The organism is Chitinophaga solisilvae (genome assembly GCF_009928525.1).
GTDB classification, from domain to species: Bacteria; Bacteroidota; Bacteroidia; order Chitinophagales; family Chitinophagaceae; genus Chitinophaga; species Chitinophaga solisilvae.
In genome coordinates, this window is sequence record NZ_JAABOK010000002.1 from 139717 (window position 1) to 155561 (window position 15845).

Here is a 15845-nt window from a genome sequence, read left to right on the forward strand (position 1 = left end):
CATATTTTGGCCAAAATTCGTTAACTTAATATTAAGTTCTTTCCAGGTTCTGTGATAATGATTTACCCTCTTAAATCTCCACCATATGAAGACGTATGATGAAAAGCATATCAAAAACATCGTACTGTTAGGCGCTCCTAAAAGTGGCAAAACTACCCTCTCTGAAACTATGCTCTTTGAAGCCGGAATTATCAGCAAGCGCGGTACAGTAGAAGAAAGAAATACCATCTCTGACTATCACGAAATAGAGCATGAACGCAGTAACTCCGTTTATGCCACCACCCTGCACACAGAATGGAAGGATTACAAAATCAATATTATAGATACACCGGGCCTGGAAGATTTCATCGGCGAAGTAATTTCCTCCATCCGCGTATGCGATACCGCAGTGCTGCTGCTGAATGCACAGCACGGGGTGGAAGTAGGTACGGAACTCATCTGGGATTATGTGGATAAGTACCGGAAACCCACCATCCTCGCTGTCAATCAGCTTGATACGGAACAGGCCAATTTTAATAAAGCCGTTGAGGACGCCGTCCGCGTGCTGGGCCATGCTGTCACCGTTATGCAATATCCGGTTAACCAGGGCGCCGGCTTTAATGCTATCATCGATCTGCTGAAGATGACCATGTACCGGTTCCCGGAAAACGGTGGTAAGCCCGAAAAACTACCTATCCCTGACAATGAAAGGGAAAGGGCGGAAGAACTGCATAATGCACTGGTAGAAAAGGCAGCCGAAAATGATGATACCCTTATGGAGCAATACTTTGAAAAAGGTAATCTCGATGAAGATGAACTACGCCTGGGTATCAAAATAGGCATGCTGAAACACCAGGTTTTCCCGGTATTCTGCCTTTCCGCGCGGAATAATATGGGCAGCGGCCGCCTGATGGGGTTTATTGACAATGTAGCGCCATCAGCCGCCGAAATGCCGCCCGAAACCACCACCGAAGGCACTACTGTTCCCTGCGACCCTGCCGGCCCTCCCTGCCTCTTTATCTTTAAAACGCTGCAGGAGCCACATATCGGCCGCCTCTCCTTTTTTAAGGTTATCTCCGGTGAAATCAGACCCGGTATGGAACTCCTCAACGAAACCGGCAATACTACGGAGCGTATCAGCCAGTTATTCATCGCCGACGGAAAGAACCGTAACAATGTGGAATCTCTCCGTGCCGGAGATATCGGCTGTACACTGAAACTGAAAAATACCTTCACCAATCACACCCTGGCAGATAAATCCTTTAATGCACCCATCGCCCCCGTTGTTTTTCCTACGCCCAAGGTCAGAGTAGCCATTGAAGCCAATAACAAGGCTGATGATGAAAAACTCAGCGAGGTATTGTCTGAAATCCATATGGAAGATCCCACCCTCCTGGTAGAATTCAACCGGGAACTGAAACAGGTGATCCTGCATGGACAGGGCGACCTGCACCTGCTGGTAACCAGGTGGCGGCTGGAAAATATCTATAAAATGCCGGTCACCTTTTACCCGGCCAAAATACCCTACCGCGAAACTATCCGCAAACCGGCCCTCGCTTCGTACCGCCATAAGAAACAATCCGGTGGCGCCGGCCAGTTCGGAGAGGTGTTTCTGAAGATAGAACCCTGGTTTGAGGGTATGCCTCCCCTGAAAGAATACACCGTTCGCGATACAGAAGAAGTACCACTGCAATGGGGAGGCAAGCTCGTTTTCAATAACTGTATCGTAGGCGGCGCCATCGATAGCCGCTTCCTGCCCTCCATCCTCAAGGGGGTAATGGAAAAAATGCAGGAAGGCCCGCTTACCGGTTCCTATGTGCGCGACATACGGGTAAGCGTATACGATGGCAAAATGCATCCGGTGGACAGCAACGATATCTCCTTCAAAATCGCCGGTATGATGGCTTTCCGGGATGCCTTCCATCAGGCTGCACCTCAGCTGCTGGAACCCGTTTTTGATCTGGAAGCCACCGCTCCCGACGTAATGATGGGCGATATCATGAGCGAGCTGCAAAGCCGCCGCAGCATCATAACGGGAATGGATACACTGAATGGCTACCAGGTAATCAAAGCCCGTACGCCACAGGCTGAACTGGATAAGCTCTTCGCCGCCCTCCGCAACGTTACCCAGGGGAAGGCTAAAGTTAAATCACAGTTTGCCGAATATGCTCCCGTACCCCCCGAGATACAGAAAAAGCTGAGCGAGGAATATACAAAGGAGGAAACCGTATAATCAGTTTCCCCAACCCTCGCGGTCCAGACTCCTGTATTGTATCGCCTCCGCCATATGCGGCACCTCTACTGCCTCACTCTGCGCCAGGTCGGCAATGGTGCGGCTTACTTTCAATATCCTGTCATATGCCCTGGCAGAGAGTTTCAGCCGTGTCATCGCCTGCTTGAGCAGCTGCCTGCAACCCGGACTCACCGTGCACACCGTTTTCAGCAGCTGGCTGTTCATCTGCGCATTACAGTAAATGCCCGCCTCCCCGCTGAACCGCTGCTCCTGTACCCGCCGCGCAGCTATCACACGGTGACGGATATACGTACTTTGCTCTTCTTCCGCATCTGAAGCCAGGGCGGATAAAGGTACCGGTGTTACTTCCACGTGCAGGTCTATCCGGTCCAGCAACGGTCCCGATACCCTGTTAAGGTATTTCTGAACCGCTCCGGGTACACACGTGCATGATTTCTCCGGATGATTGAAATAGCCACAGGGACAAGGGTTCATCGAAGCCAGCAGCATGAAGCTGGCCGGGAATTCTACCGCCAGCCGCGCCCTGGAGATAGTTACCATCCGCTCTTCCATCGGCTGCCGCATCACCTCCAGCACCTTCCTTTTGAATTCCGGTAATTCGTCCAGGAACAGCACGCCATGGTGCGCCAGCGATATTTCTCCCGGTTGCGGAATACCGCCGCCGCCCACCAGCGCGGTGTCGCTGGTAGTATGGTGCGGAGATCGGAAAGGGCGCCGTGAAATAAGAGAGGCATGTTGCGGCAGTCTGCCTGCAACAGAATATATCCTGGTGGTTTCCAGTGCCTCCTGCAGCGTAAGCGGTGGTAGTATGGTCGGGAGCCGCTTTGCCAGCATGGTCTTGCCGGCCCCCGGCGGGCCAATCAGTATGGCATTATGGCCACCTGCCGCAGCTATTTCCAGCGCCCGTTTTATATGGTGTTGTCCCTTCACATCGCTGAAATCCACATCAAATGCTGACTGCGCCTGGAAAAAATCCGGCTCCCCGGAAATATCCAGCGGTTGTACCGTGCCCGGTTTGTTGAAAATAGCGGTCACTTCGCTGATATGCCTGATCCCGTATATCTCTAATCCATTTACCATCGCGGCCTCCGAAGCATTCTGCGCAGGAAGTATGAAGCCCCGGAAACCCTCCTGCTTCGCCTGCATCGCCATAGACAGCGCTCCCCGCATAGGCAGCACCATGCCGTCCAGCGATAATTCTCCCATCATCAGATAGCCGGAAAAGGCCGTGGTTACCACCTTCCCCGATGCGCCCAGTATGCCCAGCGCAATCGGTAAATCATAAGCCGCTCCTCCCTTTCGTATATCCGCCGGCGCCATATTCACCACCGTTCTCGTCCTCGGCATCTGAAATCCTATGCTGTTAATCGTAGATTCTATACGGCGCTCACTCTCTTTTACGGCATTATCCGGCAATCCGACAATGAATAACCTGTTTCCCTGTGATGCAACATTCACTTCTATGGTAATAGTAATGGCATGTACGCCCTGTATAGCGCTGCCAAAGGTCTTTACAATCATATGGATACGGGTTAACAAGTATTTAAACGAAGGTAGCGGGGGAAGATGAAGCGAAGATGAAAAATGGGGAAAGGGCACAAAAAAGGCGGAGAAATTTTCTCCGCCTTTCCTATTTTATCTCTTTTAATAAATCCAGCACCTTCTCCCGCTTCAGTATCAGATACCCGATCTTCTCCTTTGCTATACCATCTTTCAACAGATAAGTAAAATGCAGGTTGTCATCTATCACCTCCGACTCAAAATATTTAAATAATATCCTCGGCTCATCCCGCAGTTCATCTGCTATCTCATACAGGTGGGTAGATAAAATAAACAAACAGTCCGAACTGTTCAGCAATCCCCGGATAACCGCCAGGGAACAGTTCCTGGCATCTTCCACATTGGTACCCTTAAACATCTCGTCTATCAGCACCAGCCAGTTCTTTCCGTTGTTGATCTGCTGAATGGTATGCTTGATGCGCAGTACCTCACTGTAGAAATAACTTTCCCCCTTGAAAATGTTGTCCTGTACCTGGATATTGCTGAAAATGCCATGGAAGAAACTCAGCTCCATCTCCGCCGCCGGTACGCCCATCCCGATATGCGCCATAAACACCGCTATACCCACGGCACGGATAAACGTAGTTTTCCCGGCCATATTGGCCCCCGTCAGAAACATAAAATGCTGCTGCTCGTTCAGCACTATATCGTACGCCACCGGCGTAGGTAATATGATATGATACAGCTGCCTGGCCTTCACCACCGGCCGCGTACTGCCGGTGAACACCGGAAAATGCAGGTCGAAATGCTTCACCGCCTTCGCCATCGCATAAAACGCATCCAGCTGATGATACAGTGTAATCAGCTCCTCTACCACTTTCTTATGCCGCTTTCTGACATAATTATCATAACGCAGGATCTCGACGTAATTCAGTCTGCCTGCCGCTTCTATCTCCAGTATATCATTGAACTCATTCCGGTGCAGTAACGATTGTGCCCTGTCCAGCAAGACTTTCAGCACTTTCGGGGCATCGTCGCCGTTAAACACTTCTACAAATGTGCGGAAACCACGCAGCAGATTCACCAGCTGCGTAAAGGAAAACTTGATGTAACCAAAGTCAGGCGCATACAATGTCTTATTGATAACGGCCTGTATACGCAGGGCCACCCCCTCGGTATTGGAAATAGGCTCTATCTGCGCCTCCATATAATTTTCCACCACCACTATAGTGCCATTGGAGATAATGGAAGGCCAGTTGCTTTCCCTGTCCAGTATATATTGCAGCGCTTTCTGCCGGTGCGTTATGGCAGCGATGTCCTGCAATGGAGTACTGAACAGCTGGCGCAGATAATCTCTTCCGCCCGCAGTAGTCGTGAAATCAAGCCGGTGAAACAGGGAATACTCTTCGTCTCTGTTAAAGATCGATAAGTCGTAATAGGATGTTTTGTCCAGTTGCATGCAACATCATTTTGGTTAATATAAAGTGGAAGATGCACCACCCTGGAAATTCCATAACCATTTAATTATTTGATTATTTTTTTATTTGAGATTTGGCCTGCAACGAAGATCTTCACAAAAAAATCTACCCTGCAGGCCAAATCTCAAATCTCAAATAACCAAATAACTAAATATTAAATGTCAGTCTGTGGCCTTTCACGTTTTCGTTGAACTGGCCGTTTTCGTATGCGAGGTGGCCGCTGACGAAGGTGTGGGTAATGGCGGCAGGGAAGGTATGGCCTTCAAACGGGCTCCAGCCGCATTTGTAGTAGATGTTTTCCTTATTTACGCCGGTATTGCCCTGCAGGTCTGCGATCACGAGATCTGCAAAATAGCCTTCCCTGATAAAGCCTCTTTCTTTTATACGGAAGCAGATGGCCGGTGCATGGCTCATTTTCTCTGCTACTTTTTCTATGGAAATCCTGCCTTCCTTCACATACTGGAGCATGAGCAGCAGGCTATGCTGTACCAGCGGTACGCCGGACGGCGCCTGCTGATAAGGCTGCTGCTTTTCGGCCCAGGTATGCGGCGCATGATCTGTGGCAATGATATCCAGCCTGTCGTCCAGCAGCCCTTCCCACAGCGCAGCCTTATTGTCGGCCGATTTAATGGCAGGATTGCATTTAATCAGGTTGCCGTATTGTGCATAATCATCTGCTGTAAAATGCAGGTGGTGCACACAAACTTCGGCAGTAATGCGCTTATCAGCCAGCGGCATCATATTGGTAAACAGCTGTAATTCCTTGGCGGTGGAAATATGCAGGATATGTAAACGGGCATCATGTTTTTTGGCAAACTGTATGGCCGTCCAGGATGATTCGAAACAAGCCTCCACACTGCGTATCAGCGGATGATCCGCTGCGGTGAGCTGATCCCCCTTCTCCTGTTTGAACAGCTCCGCATTATGCCGGACGATTTTCTCATCTTCGCAATGGGTGGCTACCAGCAACTCAGTAGAAGAAAAAATCTTCTCCAGCGTGAGATAATTATCTACCAGCATATTACCGGTGGAAGATCCCATAAACACCTTCACACCACAGACAATATCCTTTTTGGCATTGGTTTTCAGGATTTCTTCCACATTATCATTGGAAGCCCCCATAAAAAAGGAGTAATTGGCCAGTGAATGCTGTTTCCCGATAGCATATTTATCTTCCAGCAACTCCTGCGTCAGCGCCGCCGGCTTAGTATTGGGCATCTCCATAAAACTGGTGGTACCGCCCGCTACCGCTGCCCTGGCTTCCGTATAGATAGTAGCCTTTTCTGTCAGTCCCGGCTCCCTGAAATGCACCTGGTCATCAATCACCCCCGGCAGCAAATGCTTGCCGGTACCGTCAATTTCAACGTAATTACCGCTGATACTGATCTGCGGAGCCATCTTTTCAATACGGCCCTCCCTGATATATATGTCCTGAACAGTAGTACTACCTTCGTTTACTACAGCTATGTTTTTGATGAGATAATTTTGCATAGGAGCAAAGATAATTACGAATTACGAATTATGAATTACGAGTGACAGGCGGAGATGTTAGCGAAGATGGAAACAGTTCCAAAAAGGTTATTGCTGTTATCTTCGCTAATATCTCCGCCTGTCATTCGTAATTCATAATTCGTAATTCGTAATTATCCTTCCAGGTGTATCGAAAACACTATCATCCTCGATTGCAGCTTTTCTATCACATTGGAGTACCGCAAATTAGGGTCTTTGACCAGTACATTGCCAATGCCGTTGCTGATTTTGAATTCAGGGGAGAAGATAAAGCTCTCGAAATAGAATTCGAAGCCGGCTCCGAACTCGTATCCATAGTCGCTGGTCTTTATTTTGATGAGATTTTCTGCTTTTCGGGCCCGCGCATTGGAGGCCAGGTCATAATCGTATTTGAGGCCGCCGATCACGTAAACGCGCATATTGCCGATACGGTCGGATTTAAACTTCAGCTGCAGCGGGAAGCTGAGCAGAATGGATTCTATCTTCTTTTCCGTATCCTGCGGCTTGGGATAGGTATCCCGGTAATAGAGGTTTTTGGAAGCAAAGAGCAGCTGCGGATTGAAACGAAGGTCAAAATGCTCGCTGAGACGGGCATTGGCCAGCAACCCCAGGTTGAAGCCCATTGTTTTCAAAGGTTCTGCTACCATGATGGAATCGTCCGACAGGAAGGCAGGGGCATGATACAGTTTAAAGAATGACTGATTAGCAGCCAATGTAATGCCGAAGTAATAGGGTTTTGCATCATGATCTTCCATATTCAGGTTAGTCTGTGCCTTTGCCGGAAGCACGGTCAGAGCTAACAGGAATATCAGCGCGTAGCGCAGTAGATAGAACATATGCCGAATGTAAGCGTTTTGCATGTAACGGCCTGGAAACCTGTGTTAGTTAATATTGTTCGCATTGCTTCTCCCTGCGGAAACGCTTTCACAGATTCAGGCAGATAACTGTAGGCCGCCTGGCTTTTGGCTATCCATTTCCCGAACAGGGGAACTATATAACGAAAATACGAATTATATAATTGTTTAATGGGAAAAACAGTTGGGTTTGAAAATTCCAGGATCACTAATTTTCCGCCAGGTCTCAATACCCGTCTCATTTCAGACAGCCCTTTCTCCAGGTTTTCAAAATTTCTCACACCAAAGGCTACCGTTATGGCATCAAACGCTGCATCCGGAAAAGATATTGTTTCACTATCGCCCTGCTGCAGGGTTATTTTGTGCTCCAGGCCCCGTTTTTTGATTTTTTCCCTTCCAATGGCCAGCATGCCTTCAGAGATGTCTATGCCCATAATACTGTCAGGTTGCAGCCGCTTTTCCGCCATTACCGCGAAATCTCCCGTGCCGGTAGCAATATCCAGCATCTTTTTGGGCTGAAGGGATTTCAGGTAAGAAAGCGCCTTTTTGCGCCAGATGACATCTATACCAAGTGACATAAAATGGTTAAGAAAGTCATACCGGTGAGCAATATCATCAAACATGGACGCTATCTGCTCCTTCTTGCTTAATTTTGACCCTTCAAAGGGAACAATCTTCTGAACATTTGACATAGGGCGCAAGTTACGAAAGTTGTGAACTAATTTATTTATTTGAGATTTACGGATTTTGGAATTTCTTGATATCGGAATGTATAAATGCAGCGAAAAAATTTGTGCGGATCTTTGCTGTATGGTATAAATTCCAACATCAGAAAATCAAAAAATCCGTAAATCTCAAATGACGCCTTACAGAGGACAGTATTAATTAAACAGTGCATTATTATGATTATCAAATCTGCAGAGTACCTGATCAGTAGCCCTTCATGGGATAAATGTCCGACACCCAACCTGCCGGAATACGCTTTTATCGGGCGTTCCAATGTGGGGAAATCTTCCCTGATCAATATTCTGGCGAATAATGAGAAGCTGGCCAAAACTTCGGGTACACCAGGTAAAACCACGCTGATCAACCATTTTCTGATGAATAAAGACTGGTACCTGGTGGATCTGCCCGGATATGGCTTTGCTAAAAGGAGCATGTCCCAGCGCCGCCAGTGGGAACAGATGATTGAGAACTATCTGCGTAAAAGAACTAATCTGGTGAATGTGTTTGTGCTGATCGACAGCCGCCATAATCCCCAGAAAATAGATATTGATTTTATCAATCAGCTGGGCGAGTGGCAGATTCCTTTCAGCCTTGTTTTCACCAAAGCAGACAAGAGCACGCAGGCGGAAGTAAGCCGCAACGTAAAGGCGTTTCTGAACAAGATGCGGGAAACCTGGCAGTTTCTGCCGCCTAATTTTGTGACTTCAACGGTGAAAAAATCCGGCAGGGATGCTATCCTGGGCTATATCGAAGAGCTGAATGCACAATTCAGGGCTATCGCCTGATAAACATATTATACACAGGAAAGGCTAACGTTTAACCATAAGCGTTAGTTTTTTTATGTCCGGAAATCAGGGCTGAAAAGGGGAGAGGAGTTTACCTGACGTGGCAGCACGTCATAAAATTAAATGAGAGAGGTACAACAAACAGGTGCGTGGCCGGGGCTTAATTAACTACCTTATTGGCGCAGCTGCTGCTGGCAAAGGCTTCCGGCTTGGCTTTAAAGGCAAAGCCCATTCCCAGGATGTAACCCATGGCTTCACGCAGGGCCAGGTTACTTTTAAACTGAGGATTGGTATTGATGTCCGCGTGTACTTCCATGTCCACATCATATGCTGTAAACAGGTCGCACAGCTCATAAGCGATTTCAATACTCTTGGCTACCTCCACGAGCATACGCTCCTTGATGGAGTAGCAGTCCTTCGTTTTTTCATTGTGGATAAACATAAATCCGCCGTGGCCTTCCCGCAGGAATACAATGACCGTAGCAAATTCGGTATCCAGGCCTTTTACCTGGGAATCCGTGCCGATGCATACTTTGAGGCGGTAACCCCGTGCGCTTTCCCGGATAATGGCCTCCCGTACTTCTTCCTTGATTGGAAGGTGGATGGCCTCTCCATTAAATCGTCTCCATTGCATAAAATATATATTAAAGGGTGAACGTGTGCAATGTTGTACATACTAATGCCAGCCAGATGAAGTAATGCCAAGCTATTTCGGGTTAACAGGATGGAATGCGTCTATAGGGTTAAGCAACTGATATATATTTATCGAATATACGAAAACCTGTCAGTTATTTGGTAACCAACAGGTGATTTAAATATTATTTCCGGAAGAAAGTAAGGCGGAGGCGCTAGAACTGGCCGGTGCTCAGTAATACAAGGGTGCAGGCATTCACCGGCTCGATGTTGTTTTTACGGGCGATGTTTTCCAGCTCAGTATTTTCAGCGCCCGGATTGAAAATAATTCTTCTGGGCTTCAGCTGCAGTATATAATCATAGTACTGCTGCTGCCGTGCCGGATTCAGGTAAAGTGTTACCGTATCTACGTCTTCCACTGCCGGAGGTGTGGTGATAATGGGCGTATCGCCGATGTCTGCGGCCCTGCTGCCGATGGCTACTACCGGATGTCCTTTCGATTTGAGCCGGTTAACAGCCATGAAGCTGTATCTTTCCGGGTTAGGCGATGCGCCTAATACTACCGTGCGTTTTGTATTGTTGGTGGTTTCCATATTTCTAAGGTACGAAATTCAAAACAAGTGGTAAGCGGTCCGCGGCAGGTGGGCGATGATATCCCCGAAGGCGTCCGGAAGGTGGGGAAACTGAAAGGTAAACCCTTCCTGCAATGCCCTTGAAGGCAGCACCCATCTGCTTTTCAGCAGCAGTTCTGTTTCTGTGCCGATAATGGCTGCACCTAGTTCCAGGAGGGCCGCCGGCGCCGGCAGACCAAAAGTATGGCCGGTACTTTCGCGCAGCCGGCGCATGAATAGCTTATTGGTAACGGGATGGGGGGAGGTGCAGTTAAATATTCCGGACAGGTCCTGCCGGTGCAGCAGCCAGGCCATCATACGGCATACGTCGGTAATATGTATCCAGGTGAACATCTGGCGGCCGTTGCCCTGGTGGCCACCCAGACCAAACTTCACGAGGTTGAGGTAAGGATGTATGACGCCGCCGTTCTGCCAGCCAATGGTTACGCCTATACGAAGAATGGCTTTTCGTGTATGGGGCAGCGTTATATCCTGGAAAGTCTGCTCCCATTGCTTACATACCTGTACGGAGAAATCGTTTTCTATTTCTCCGCCTGCTTCATCCATGGGGCGGTCGGTGGCATGCCGGTATATGGTGGCGCTGGCAGCGTTGATCCACAGGCGGGGCGGCGATTGCAGCGTTTGAATGACCTCTCCCAGTATGCGGGTGGCGTTGGTTCTGCTGTCAAAGATTGCCTGGCGGTTAGCGGCGGTATAACGGCAGTTCACGCTTTTGCCGGTGAGGTTGATGAGCAGGTCAGTGTTTTCCAGTGCGGAGGCCCATTCCCCGCGGGTGCGGCCATCCCAGGCCAGGTACTGCACCCGCCCTTGCGGGGCCTGTGGCCTGCGTGTAAGGATGATAATATCGTTATGCTGCCCGAAATGTTCTGCCAGCCCGCTTCCTATGAAACCGCTGCCGCCGGCGATGACAATGCGTTTATTCTCCGGAACGGGAATATCGTCCGGATGAGCAGGGAGGGAGAAGGTATTTTTGTTTTTCATTTCTTTTCTATTGTTTGGAAGTTTCTGAAAATATTGAAAGAATGGCGGAAAAAAATTTATTTAATGAGTTTGAGCAGGCTGCTGTAGAACCAGTTTTCTTCTGATTTAATGAATGCGCTGATCGTCTTATCCGTCTGCGACGCAAACTTGTTGATATTGGAAATGGAGTCTTTAAAGGCTTTCAGCTCTTTATCCCGCGGATCGCCTTCTGCCTGCTGGAGTTGCTGCAGTACTTTCATAATGGGGTCCAGCTCGCGCTTCTTTCTCTCGCGGGCAATATAGGTGGCCACCTTCCAGATATCCTTTTCTGCCACAAAAAATTCCTTCCTCTCACCCGGAATCAGCACTCTTTCTACCAGGCCCCAGTTAATCAGTTCCCTTACATTCATATTGGTATTACCACGGGAGATATTCAGCTCCGCCATAATATCATCTGCACTGAGCGGATCAGGCATCACCAGCAGTAACGCATGTATCTGGGCCATCGTACGGTTAATGCCCCATTGCGCTCCCAGGGAACCCCAGGTCTGAACAAACTGTGCTTTTGCCTCCGCTAAATTCATGAATGTATTTGTTTATGAATCAAAAGTAAGCCAAGTTTTTGAACTTTCAAAACTTTATGAAAACAAAGATTATTTGAGATTTTTATTATTTGGTTATTTGAGATTTGACCTGAGCGGATAAAAAAAATGCAGCAGATATTCTCCGCTGCATTTTTCTATTCGCTAAGGTTAAATCTCAAATAACCAAATAATAAAATGATAAAATTAAACCAGCATTGTCACCGGGTTCTCCAGGTAAGTTTTCAGGGTAGCCAGGAAACGTGCGCCTACAGCGCCATCCACGCTTCTGTGGTCGCAGCTGAGGGTCAGTTTCATGATGTTGGCTATTTTCACCTGACCGTTTTCAATAACGGCAGTTTCCTTGATACCACCTACAGCCAGGATGGCTGAATCCGGCGGGTTGATGATAGCGGTGAACTCGTCGATGCCCAGCATACCCAGGTTGGAAACGGTGAAGGTATTACCGCTGAAATCCTGTGGCTGCAGTTTCTTGTTTTTAGCTTTATCGTACAGGCTTTTTGCCTCAGTGGCTATCTGGCTCAGTGTTTTCTGATCTGCAAAACGGATCACCGGAACAATCAGGCCATCTTCGATAGCTACGGCAGAACCAATATGCACATGGTGGTTATGACGGATGAAATCGCCCATCCAGCTGCTGTTTACATCAGGATGCTGACGCAGCGCCAATGCACAGGCTTTAATCACCATATCATTAAAGGAGATCTTGGCAGGAGAAATTTCGTTGATCGCTTTGCGGGCTTCCATCGCTTTGTCCATGTTCACATCTATTTTCAGATAGAAGTGAGGCGCGGTGAATTTGCTTTCGCTGAGGCGTTTTGCAATCACTTTACGCATCTGGGAGAGCGGTGTATCAGTGTAACCTTCCTGACCGGCAGGTACAAATGCTGAAGCTGCTGGTGCGCCGGCAGCAGGTTTGGCAGCTGCAGGAGCGGCAGACGGAACAAAGTTATCCACGTCTTTCTTCACGATACGGCCATTGTCGCCGGTACCGGCTACCTGGTTAATATCTATACCTTTTTCAGCAGCCAGTTTTTTAGCCAGCGGAGACGCTTTTACGCGGCCGTCAGCAGTGTTGGCAGCGGCAGCAGGAGCTTCGGCAACAGCAGCTGCGGGAGCAGGCGTTCCATTGGCAGCAGGTGCAGCAGCGCCGGCAGTAGCGGCAGGAGCCGCATTTTCAGCAGCCAGGATAGGATCTACATTGGTGCCGGCTTTACCAACAATGGCAATAATACCGTTTACTTTTGCAGCTTCTCCTTCTTTAACACCTACATATAATAAGGTACCGTCAGCATAACCAATAACTTCCATGGTGGCTTTATCAGTTTCTACTTCTGCCAGTACATCATCGCTTTTTACTACGTCGCCTACTTTCTTGTTCCAGGCAACTATTTTACCTTCTGTCATGGTATCGCTCAGGAGCGGCATACGGATAACAGTAGCATTTTTCAGTGCTTCTTTCAATGCAGCATCATCAGCAGCAGGGGCAGCGGCTGGCGCGGCCTGTGGTGCCGGTGCGGCAGCGGCTGGTTGAGCAGGAGCTGCGGCCGGAGCGCCGGATTCTTTATCGAGAAGTGGTTTGTAGTCTTCCCCGGGTTTCCCCACAATGGCAATGATTCCATTTACCTTTGCTGCTTTTCCCTTCTCCACACCGATATACAATAAGGTTCCTTCCACATAACCCATCACTTCCATTGTAGCCTTGTCGGTCTCCACTTCAGCAATAACATCGTCTGCCTTTACTTGATCGCCCACCTTTTTATGCCATTCCGCAATCACCCCTTCCGTCATCGTATCACTCAGGAGGGGCATTCTGATAACTTCTGCCATAGTGTTTATTCAAAATTTTGTTCAAACCTACATGTTTTTGCGCAAAAACGCAAAGAAGGTATTGTAAACTGTTTAAAAAAGTCCAATGATAGTTAATATATAACAATAGAATCCTGATTAAAAATCAAGTTCCATATTGAGTCTGTCCTTCAGTTCTTTTACCAGCGGATATTTATCTGCCATCTGCTGGAATTGTTCACGGCTGGAGAGCGGCGCCGGGCCTATATCCTGTGCCTGCTGGCTTTCATCCAGCTGCAGGGTCAGGATGATAGCCGGATTGTTGAATTTCTGTTTGAAGAACTCGGAGATCTCGAGCTTCTCTTCTTCCATGAACCGGAACTGTACGATGTTACGGCTCACAATACCGATTTCGGCGGTGTCCAGCAGTTTCAGTACCGCCAGCTGCAGGTTGCTCACCACGGTCATTTTATTGGCCTGCCTGAATTTATCGATGAACTCTTCCCAGTATACGTGCAGTGCGCCGGAAGTAAGCGGGATGGCCTGTACTACGTTGTGGTCCTGCTGTTTGGCTGCCAGCGCTTCTTTCATGGCTGCCAGTCCGGTGAGCTTACCGCCCCCCGCTGCTGCAGGTTTAGGCGCCTGCACCGGTGTGCTGACCGGCGGTGTGGCCGTGGTGGCAGGTACAGGTGCTGCCGGCGCTATGGAAGGAGCCGGTGCTGCTACGGGTGGAGGCACCGGCGCTGTCGCGGCCGGAGCGGGTGTTGGTATTGCTGCCGGAGCCGGAGCTGGAGCTGGTGCAGGCGCAGTTGCTGCCGGCGCCGGTTTAACTTCCGGTGTTTCTACGGTCAGCCTGGCGGCTTCCGGCTGCGTAGCCGCTATACTGGCGGTGGTAGCAGGTTTGTCTGTCAGCGTCCTGGCCGTTACCGGCTGAGCGCCGGGAGCGCGCAGTTTCTGTGCGGGCGTACCGTCAGCTACCAGTTTTTTTTTTGATACTTCCCCGGTGCTGTCATCGCTGACCAGCGTCACTGCCTGTTGCAGAAAACAGAGTTTGATCAGCGCCATCTCCACATGCAGGCGCTTGTTGCGCGCCAGGCGATAGTTGATCTCCGTTTCATTCAGCAGGTGCAGCGCGGTAATCAGGTAAGCCGGACTGAGTTGACCGGACAGCTGTTTATATCTTTCCTTCAGGTTGCCTGATACTTCTACTAGGTGAAGGGCCTTGTCATCTTTGCTGAGTAACAGGTTGCGCAGAAATTCTGCCCAGCCGTTCAGGAAATTGTCTCCCTCAAAACCTTTCTGTAAAATCTCATCAAATATCAGCAGGGCATTGGCTATATCCTGCTGCAGCACAGTATCCATGATCTTGAAGAAATAATCATAATCCAGGATATTCAGGTGTTCGAGGGTATTCTGATACGTGAGATGCCCGCTGGTGAAGCTCACAATTTTATCCAGGGTACTGAGCGAGTCGCGCATACAGCCGTCGGTTTTCTGGGCTACCAGGTGCAGGGCGTCGGCATCAGCCTGAATTTGTTCCTTCTCACAGATTTCCTTCAGGTGGTCTACGGTATCCTGGATGGTGATGCGCTTGAAATCGAAGATCTGACACCGGCTCAGGATAGTAGGCAATATCTTATGCTTTTCTGTAGTCGCCAGGATGAAGATAGCGTAGGAAGGCGGTTCTTCCAGGGTTTTCAGAAAGGCGTTGAAGGCCGAGGAACTGAGCATATGCACCTCGTCTATAATATAGATCTTGTATTTCCCGGCCTGTGGCGCAAAGCGCACCTGCTCTACCAGCGTACGTATATCATCTACAGAGTTGTTGGAGGCGGCATCCAGCTCATGAATATTGAAGGAGCTGCCCTCATTGAACGATTTGCAGGAATGACATTCATTACAGGCTTCCCCATCGGGCTGCAGGTTTTCGCAGTTGATGGTCTTCGCCAGGATACGGGCGCAGGTGGTTTTACCAACTCCGCGCGGCCCGCAAAACAAAAAGGCGTGGGCCAGCTGGCTGTTGCGGATGGCATTCTTCAGAGTGGTGGTAATATGCGCCTGTCCTACTACTGTTGAAAAGTTCTGTGGACGGTATTTACGGGCTGAAACGATAAAATTCTCCATATGACTGCAAACGCTTTCGCG

General features: G+C 49.0%; 13 protein-coding genes. 2 read left to right on the plus strand and 11 right to left on the minus strand.

The window, feature by feature from the left end:
• Positions 1 to 85 precede the first annotated feature (85 nt).
• Entirely contained in the window at positions 86 to 2212 is a 2127-nt protein-coding gene (locus tag GWG06_RS03395; protein ID WP_160711382.1) for an elongation factor G, read from the plus strand.
• Here the strand turns inward: GWG06_RS03395 and GWG06_RS03400 are convergent, their stop codons facing one another.
• The 5 genes from GWG06_RS03400 to ubiE all read right to left on the minus strand — a co-directional run bounded on the left by GWG06_RS03400 (position 2213) and on the right by ubiE (position 8266).
• Positions 2213 to 3754, minus strand: coding sequence for a YifB family Mg chelatase-like AAA ATPase (locus tag GWG06_RS03400; RefSeq protein WP_127043439.1), 1542 nt, complete (start codon positions 3752 to 3754; stop codon positions 2213 to 2215). It lies immediately after the preceding gene.
• 109 nt (positions 3755 to 3863) lie between these two features.
• Positions 3864 to 5192, minus strand: coding sequence for a MutS-related protein (locus tag GWG06_RS03405; protein ID WP_127043438.1), 1329 nt, complete (start codon positions 5190 to 5192; stop codon positions 3864 to 3866).
• Positions 5193 to 5358: 166 nt separating this feature from the next.
• Complete coding sequence (locus GWG06_RS03410; RefSeq protein WP_160711384.1) at positions 5359 to 6702, minus strand: dihydroorotase; 1344 nt, start codon at positions 6700 to 6702, stop codon at positions 5359 to 5361.
• A 152-nt stretch (positions 6703 to 6854) separates the two neighbouring features.
• Positions 6855 to 7556, minus strand: coding sequence for a type IX secretion/gliding motility protein PorT/SprT (gene porT, locus GWG06_RS03415; RefSeq protein ID WP_235938114.1), 702 nt, complete (start codon positions 7554 to 7556; stop codon positions 6855 to 6857).
• Positions 7529 to 8266 (minus strand): bifunctional demethylmenaquinone methyltransferase/2-methoxy-6-polyprenyl-1,4-benzoquinol methylase UbiE, encoded by a 738-nt coding sequence (gene ubiE / locus GWG06_RS03420; RefSeq protein ID WP_127043436.1) that lies wholly within the window; start codon positions 8264 to 8266, stop codon positions 7529 to 7531. The genes porT and ubiE overlap by 28 nt, the downstream gene beginning before the upstream one ends.
• A 210-nt stretch (positions 8267 to 8476) precedes the next feature.
• Between ubiE and yihA the strand changes: the two genes are divergently transcribed.
• Entirely contained in the window at positions 8477 to 9085 is a 609-nt protein-coding gene (gene yihA, locus GWG06_RS03425; protein WP_127043435.1) for a ribosome biogenesis GTP-binding protein YihA/YsxC, read from the plus strand.
• 160 nt (positions 9086 to 9245) lie between these two features.
• Here the strand turns inward: yihA and GWG06_RS03430 are convergent, their stop codons facing one another.
• The 6 genes from GWG06_RS03430 to GWG06_RS03455 form a co-directional block, all read right to left on the minus strand.
• The gene (locus GWG06_RS03430) at positions 9246 to 9719 is read right to left on the minus strand and encodes a ribonuclease H-like YkuK family protein (RefSeq protein WP_127043434.1); all 474 of its coding nucleotides are present in this window, start codon (positions 9717 to 9719) and stop codon (positions 9246 to 9248) included.
• A gap of 214 nt (positions 9720 to 9933) precedes the next feature.
• The gene (locus GWG06_RS03435) at positions 9934 to 10311 is read right to left on the minus strand and encodes a CoA-binding protein (RefSeq protein ID WP_160711386.1); all 378 of its coding nucleotides are present in this window, start codon (positions 10309 to 10311) and stop codon (positions 9934 to 9936) included.
• A gap of 18 nt (positions 10312 to 10329) precedes the next feature.
• Complete coding sequence (locus GWG06_RS03440) at positions 10330 to 11331, minus strand: TIGR01777 family oxidoreductase (RefSeq protein WP_160711388.1); 1002 nt, start codon at positions 11329 to 11331, stop codon at positions 10330 to 10332.
• Between the two features lie 56 nt (positions 11332 to 11387).
• Entirely contained in the window at positions 11388 to 11894 is a 507-nt protein-coding gene (locus GWG06_RS03445) for a GbsR/MarR family transcriptional regulator (protein ID WP_160711390.1), read from the minus strand.
• Between the two features lie 204 nt (positions 11895 to 12098).
• Positions 12099 to 13742 carry a pyruvate dehydrogenase complex dihydrolipoamide acetyltransferase gene (locus GWG06_RS03450; RefSeq protein ID WP_160711392.1) on the minus strand — a complete coding sequence of 548 codons (1644 nt, stop codon included), beginning with the start codon at positions 13740 to 13742 and terminating at the stop codon, positions 12099 to 12101.
• A 117-nt stretch (positions 13743 to 13859) separates the two neighbouring features.
• Positions 13860 to 15824, minus strand: coding sequence for a DNA polymerase III subunit gamma/tau (locus GWG06_RS03455; RefSeq protein WP_160711394.1), 1965 nt, complete (start codon positions 15822 to 15824; stop codon positions 13860 to 13862).
• Positions 15825 to 15845 lie beyond the last annotated feature (21 nt).

Excerpts from the sequence above, each read along its gene's own strand:
- GWG06_RS03395 (WP_160711382.1), top strand. The coding sequence starts at position 86 with ATGAAGACGTATGATGAAAAGCATATCAAAAACATCGTACTGTTAGGC.
- GWG06_RS03400 (WP_127043439.1), bottom strand. The coding sequence starts at position 3,754 with ATGATTGTAAAGACCTTTGGCAGCGCTATACAGGGCGTACATGCCATT.
- GWG06_RS03405 (WP_127043438.1), bottom strand. The coding sequence starts at position 5,192 with ATGCAACTGGACAAAACATCCTATTACGACTTATCGATCTTTAACAGA.
- GWG06_RS03410 (WP_160711384.1), bottom strand. The coding sequence starts at position 6,702 with ATGCAAAATTATCTCATCAAAAACATAGCTGTAGTAAACGAAGGTAGT.
- porT (WP_235938114.1), bottom strand. The coding sequence starts at position 7,556 with ATGTTCTATCTACTGCGCTACGCGCTGATATTCCTGTTAGCTCTGACC.
- ubiE (WP_127043436.1), bottom strand. The coding sequence starts at position 8,266 with ATGTCAAATGTTCAGAAGATTGTTCCCTTTGAAGGGTCAAAATTAAGC.
- yihA (WP_127043435.1), top strand. The coding sequence starts at position 8,477 with ATGATTATCAAATCTGCAGAGTACCTGATCAGTAGCCCTTCATGGGAT.
- GWG06_RS03430 (WP_127043434.1), bottom strand. The coding sequence starts at position 9,719 with ATGCAATGGAGACGATTTAATGGAGAGGCCATCCACCTTCCAATCAAG.
- GWG06_RS03435 (WP_160711386.1), bottom strand. The coding sequence starts at position 10,311 with ATGGAAACCACCAACAATACAAAACGCACGGTAGTATTAGGCGCATCG.
- GWG06_RS03440 (WP_160711388.1), bottom strand. The coding sequence starts at position 11,331 with ATGAAAAACAAAAATACCTTCTCCCTCCCTGCTCATCCGGACGATATT.
- GWG06_RS03445 (WP_160711390.1), bottom strand. The coding sequence starts at position 11,894 with ATGAATTTAGCGGAGGCAAAAGCACAGTTTGTTCAGACCTGGGGTTCC.
- GWG06_RS03450 (WP_160711392.1), bottom strand. The coding sequence starts at position 13,742 with ATGGCAGAAGTTATCAGAATGCCCCTCCTGAGTGATACGATGACGGAA.
- GWG06_RS03455 (WP_160711394.1), bottom strand. The coding sequence starts at position 15,824 with ATGGAGAATTTTATCGTTTCAGCCCGTAAATACCGTCCACAGAACTTT.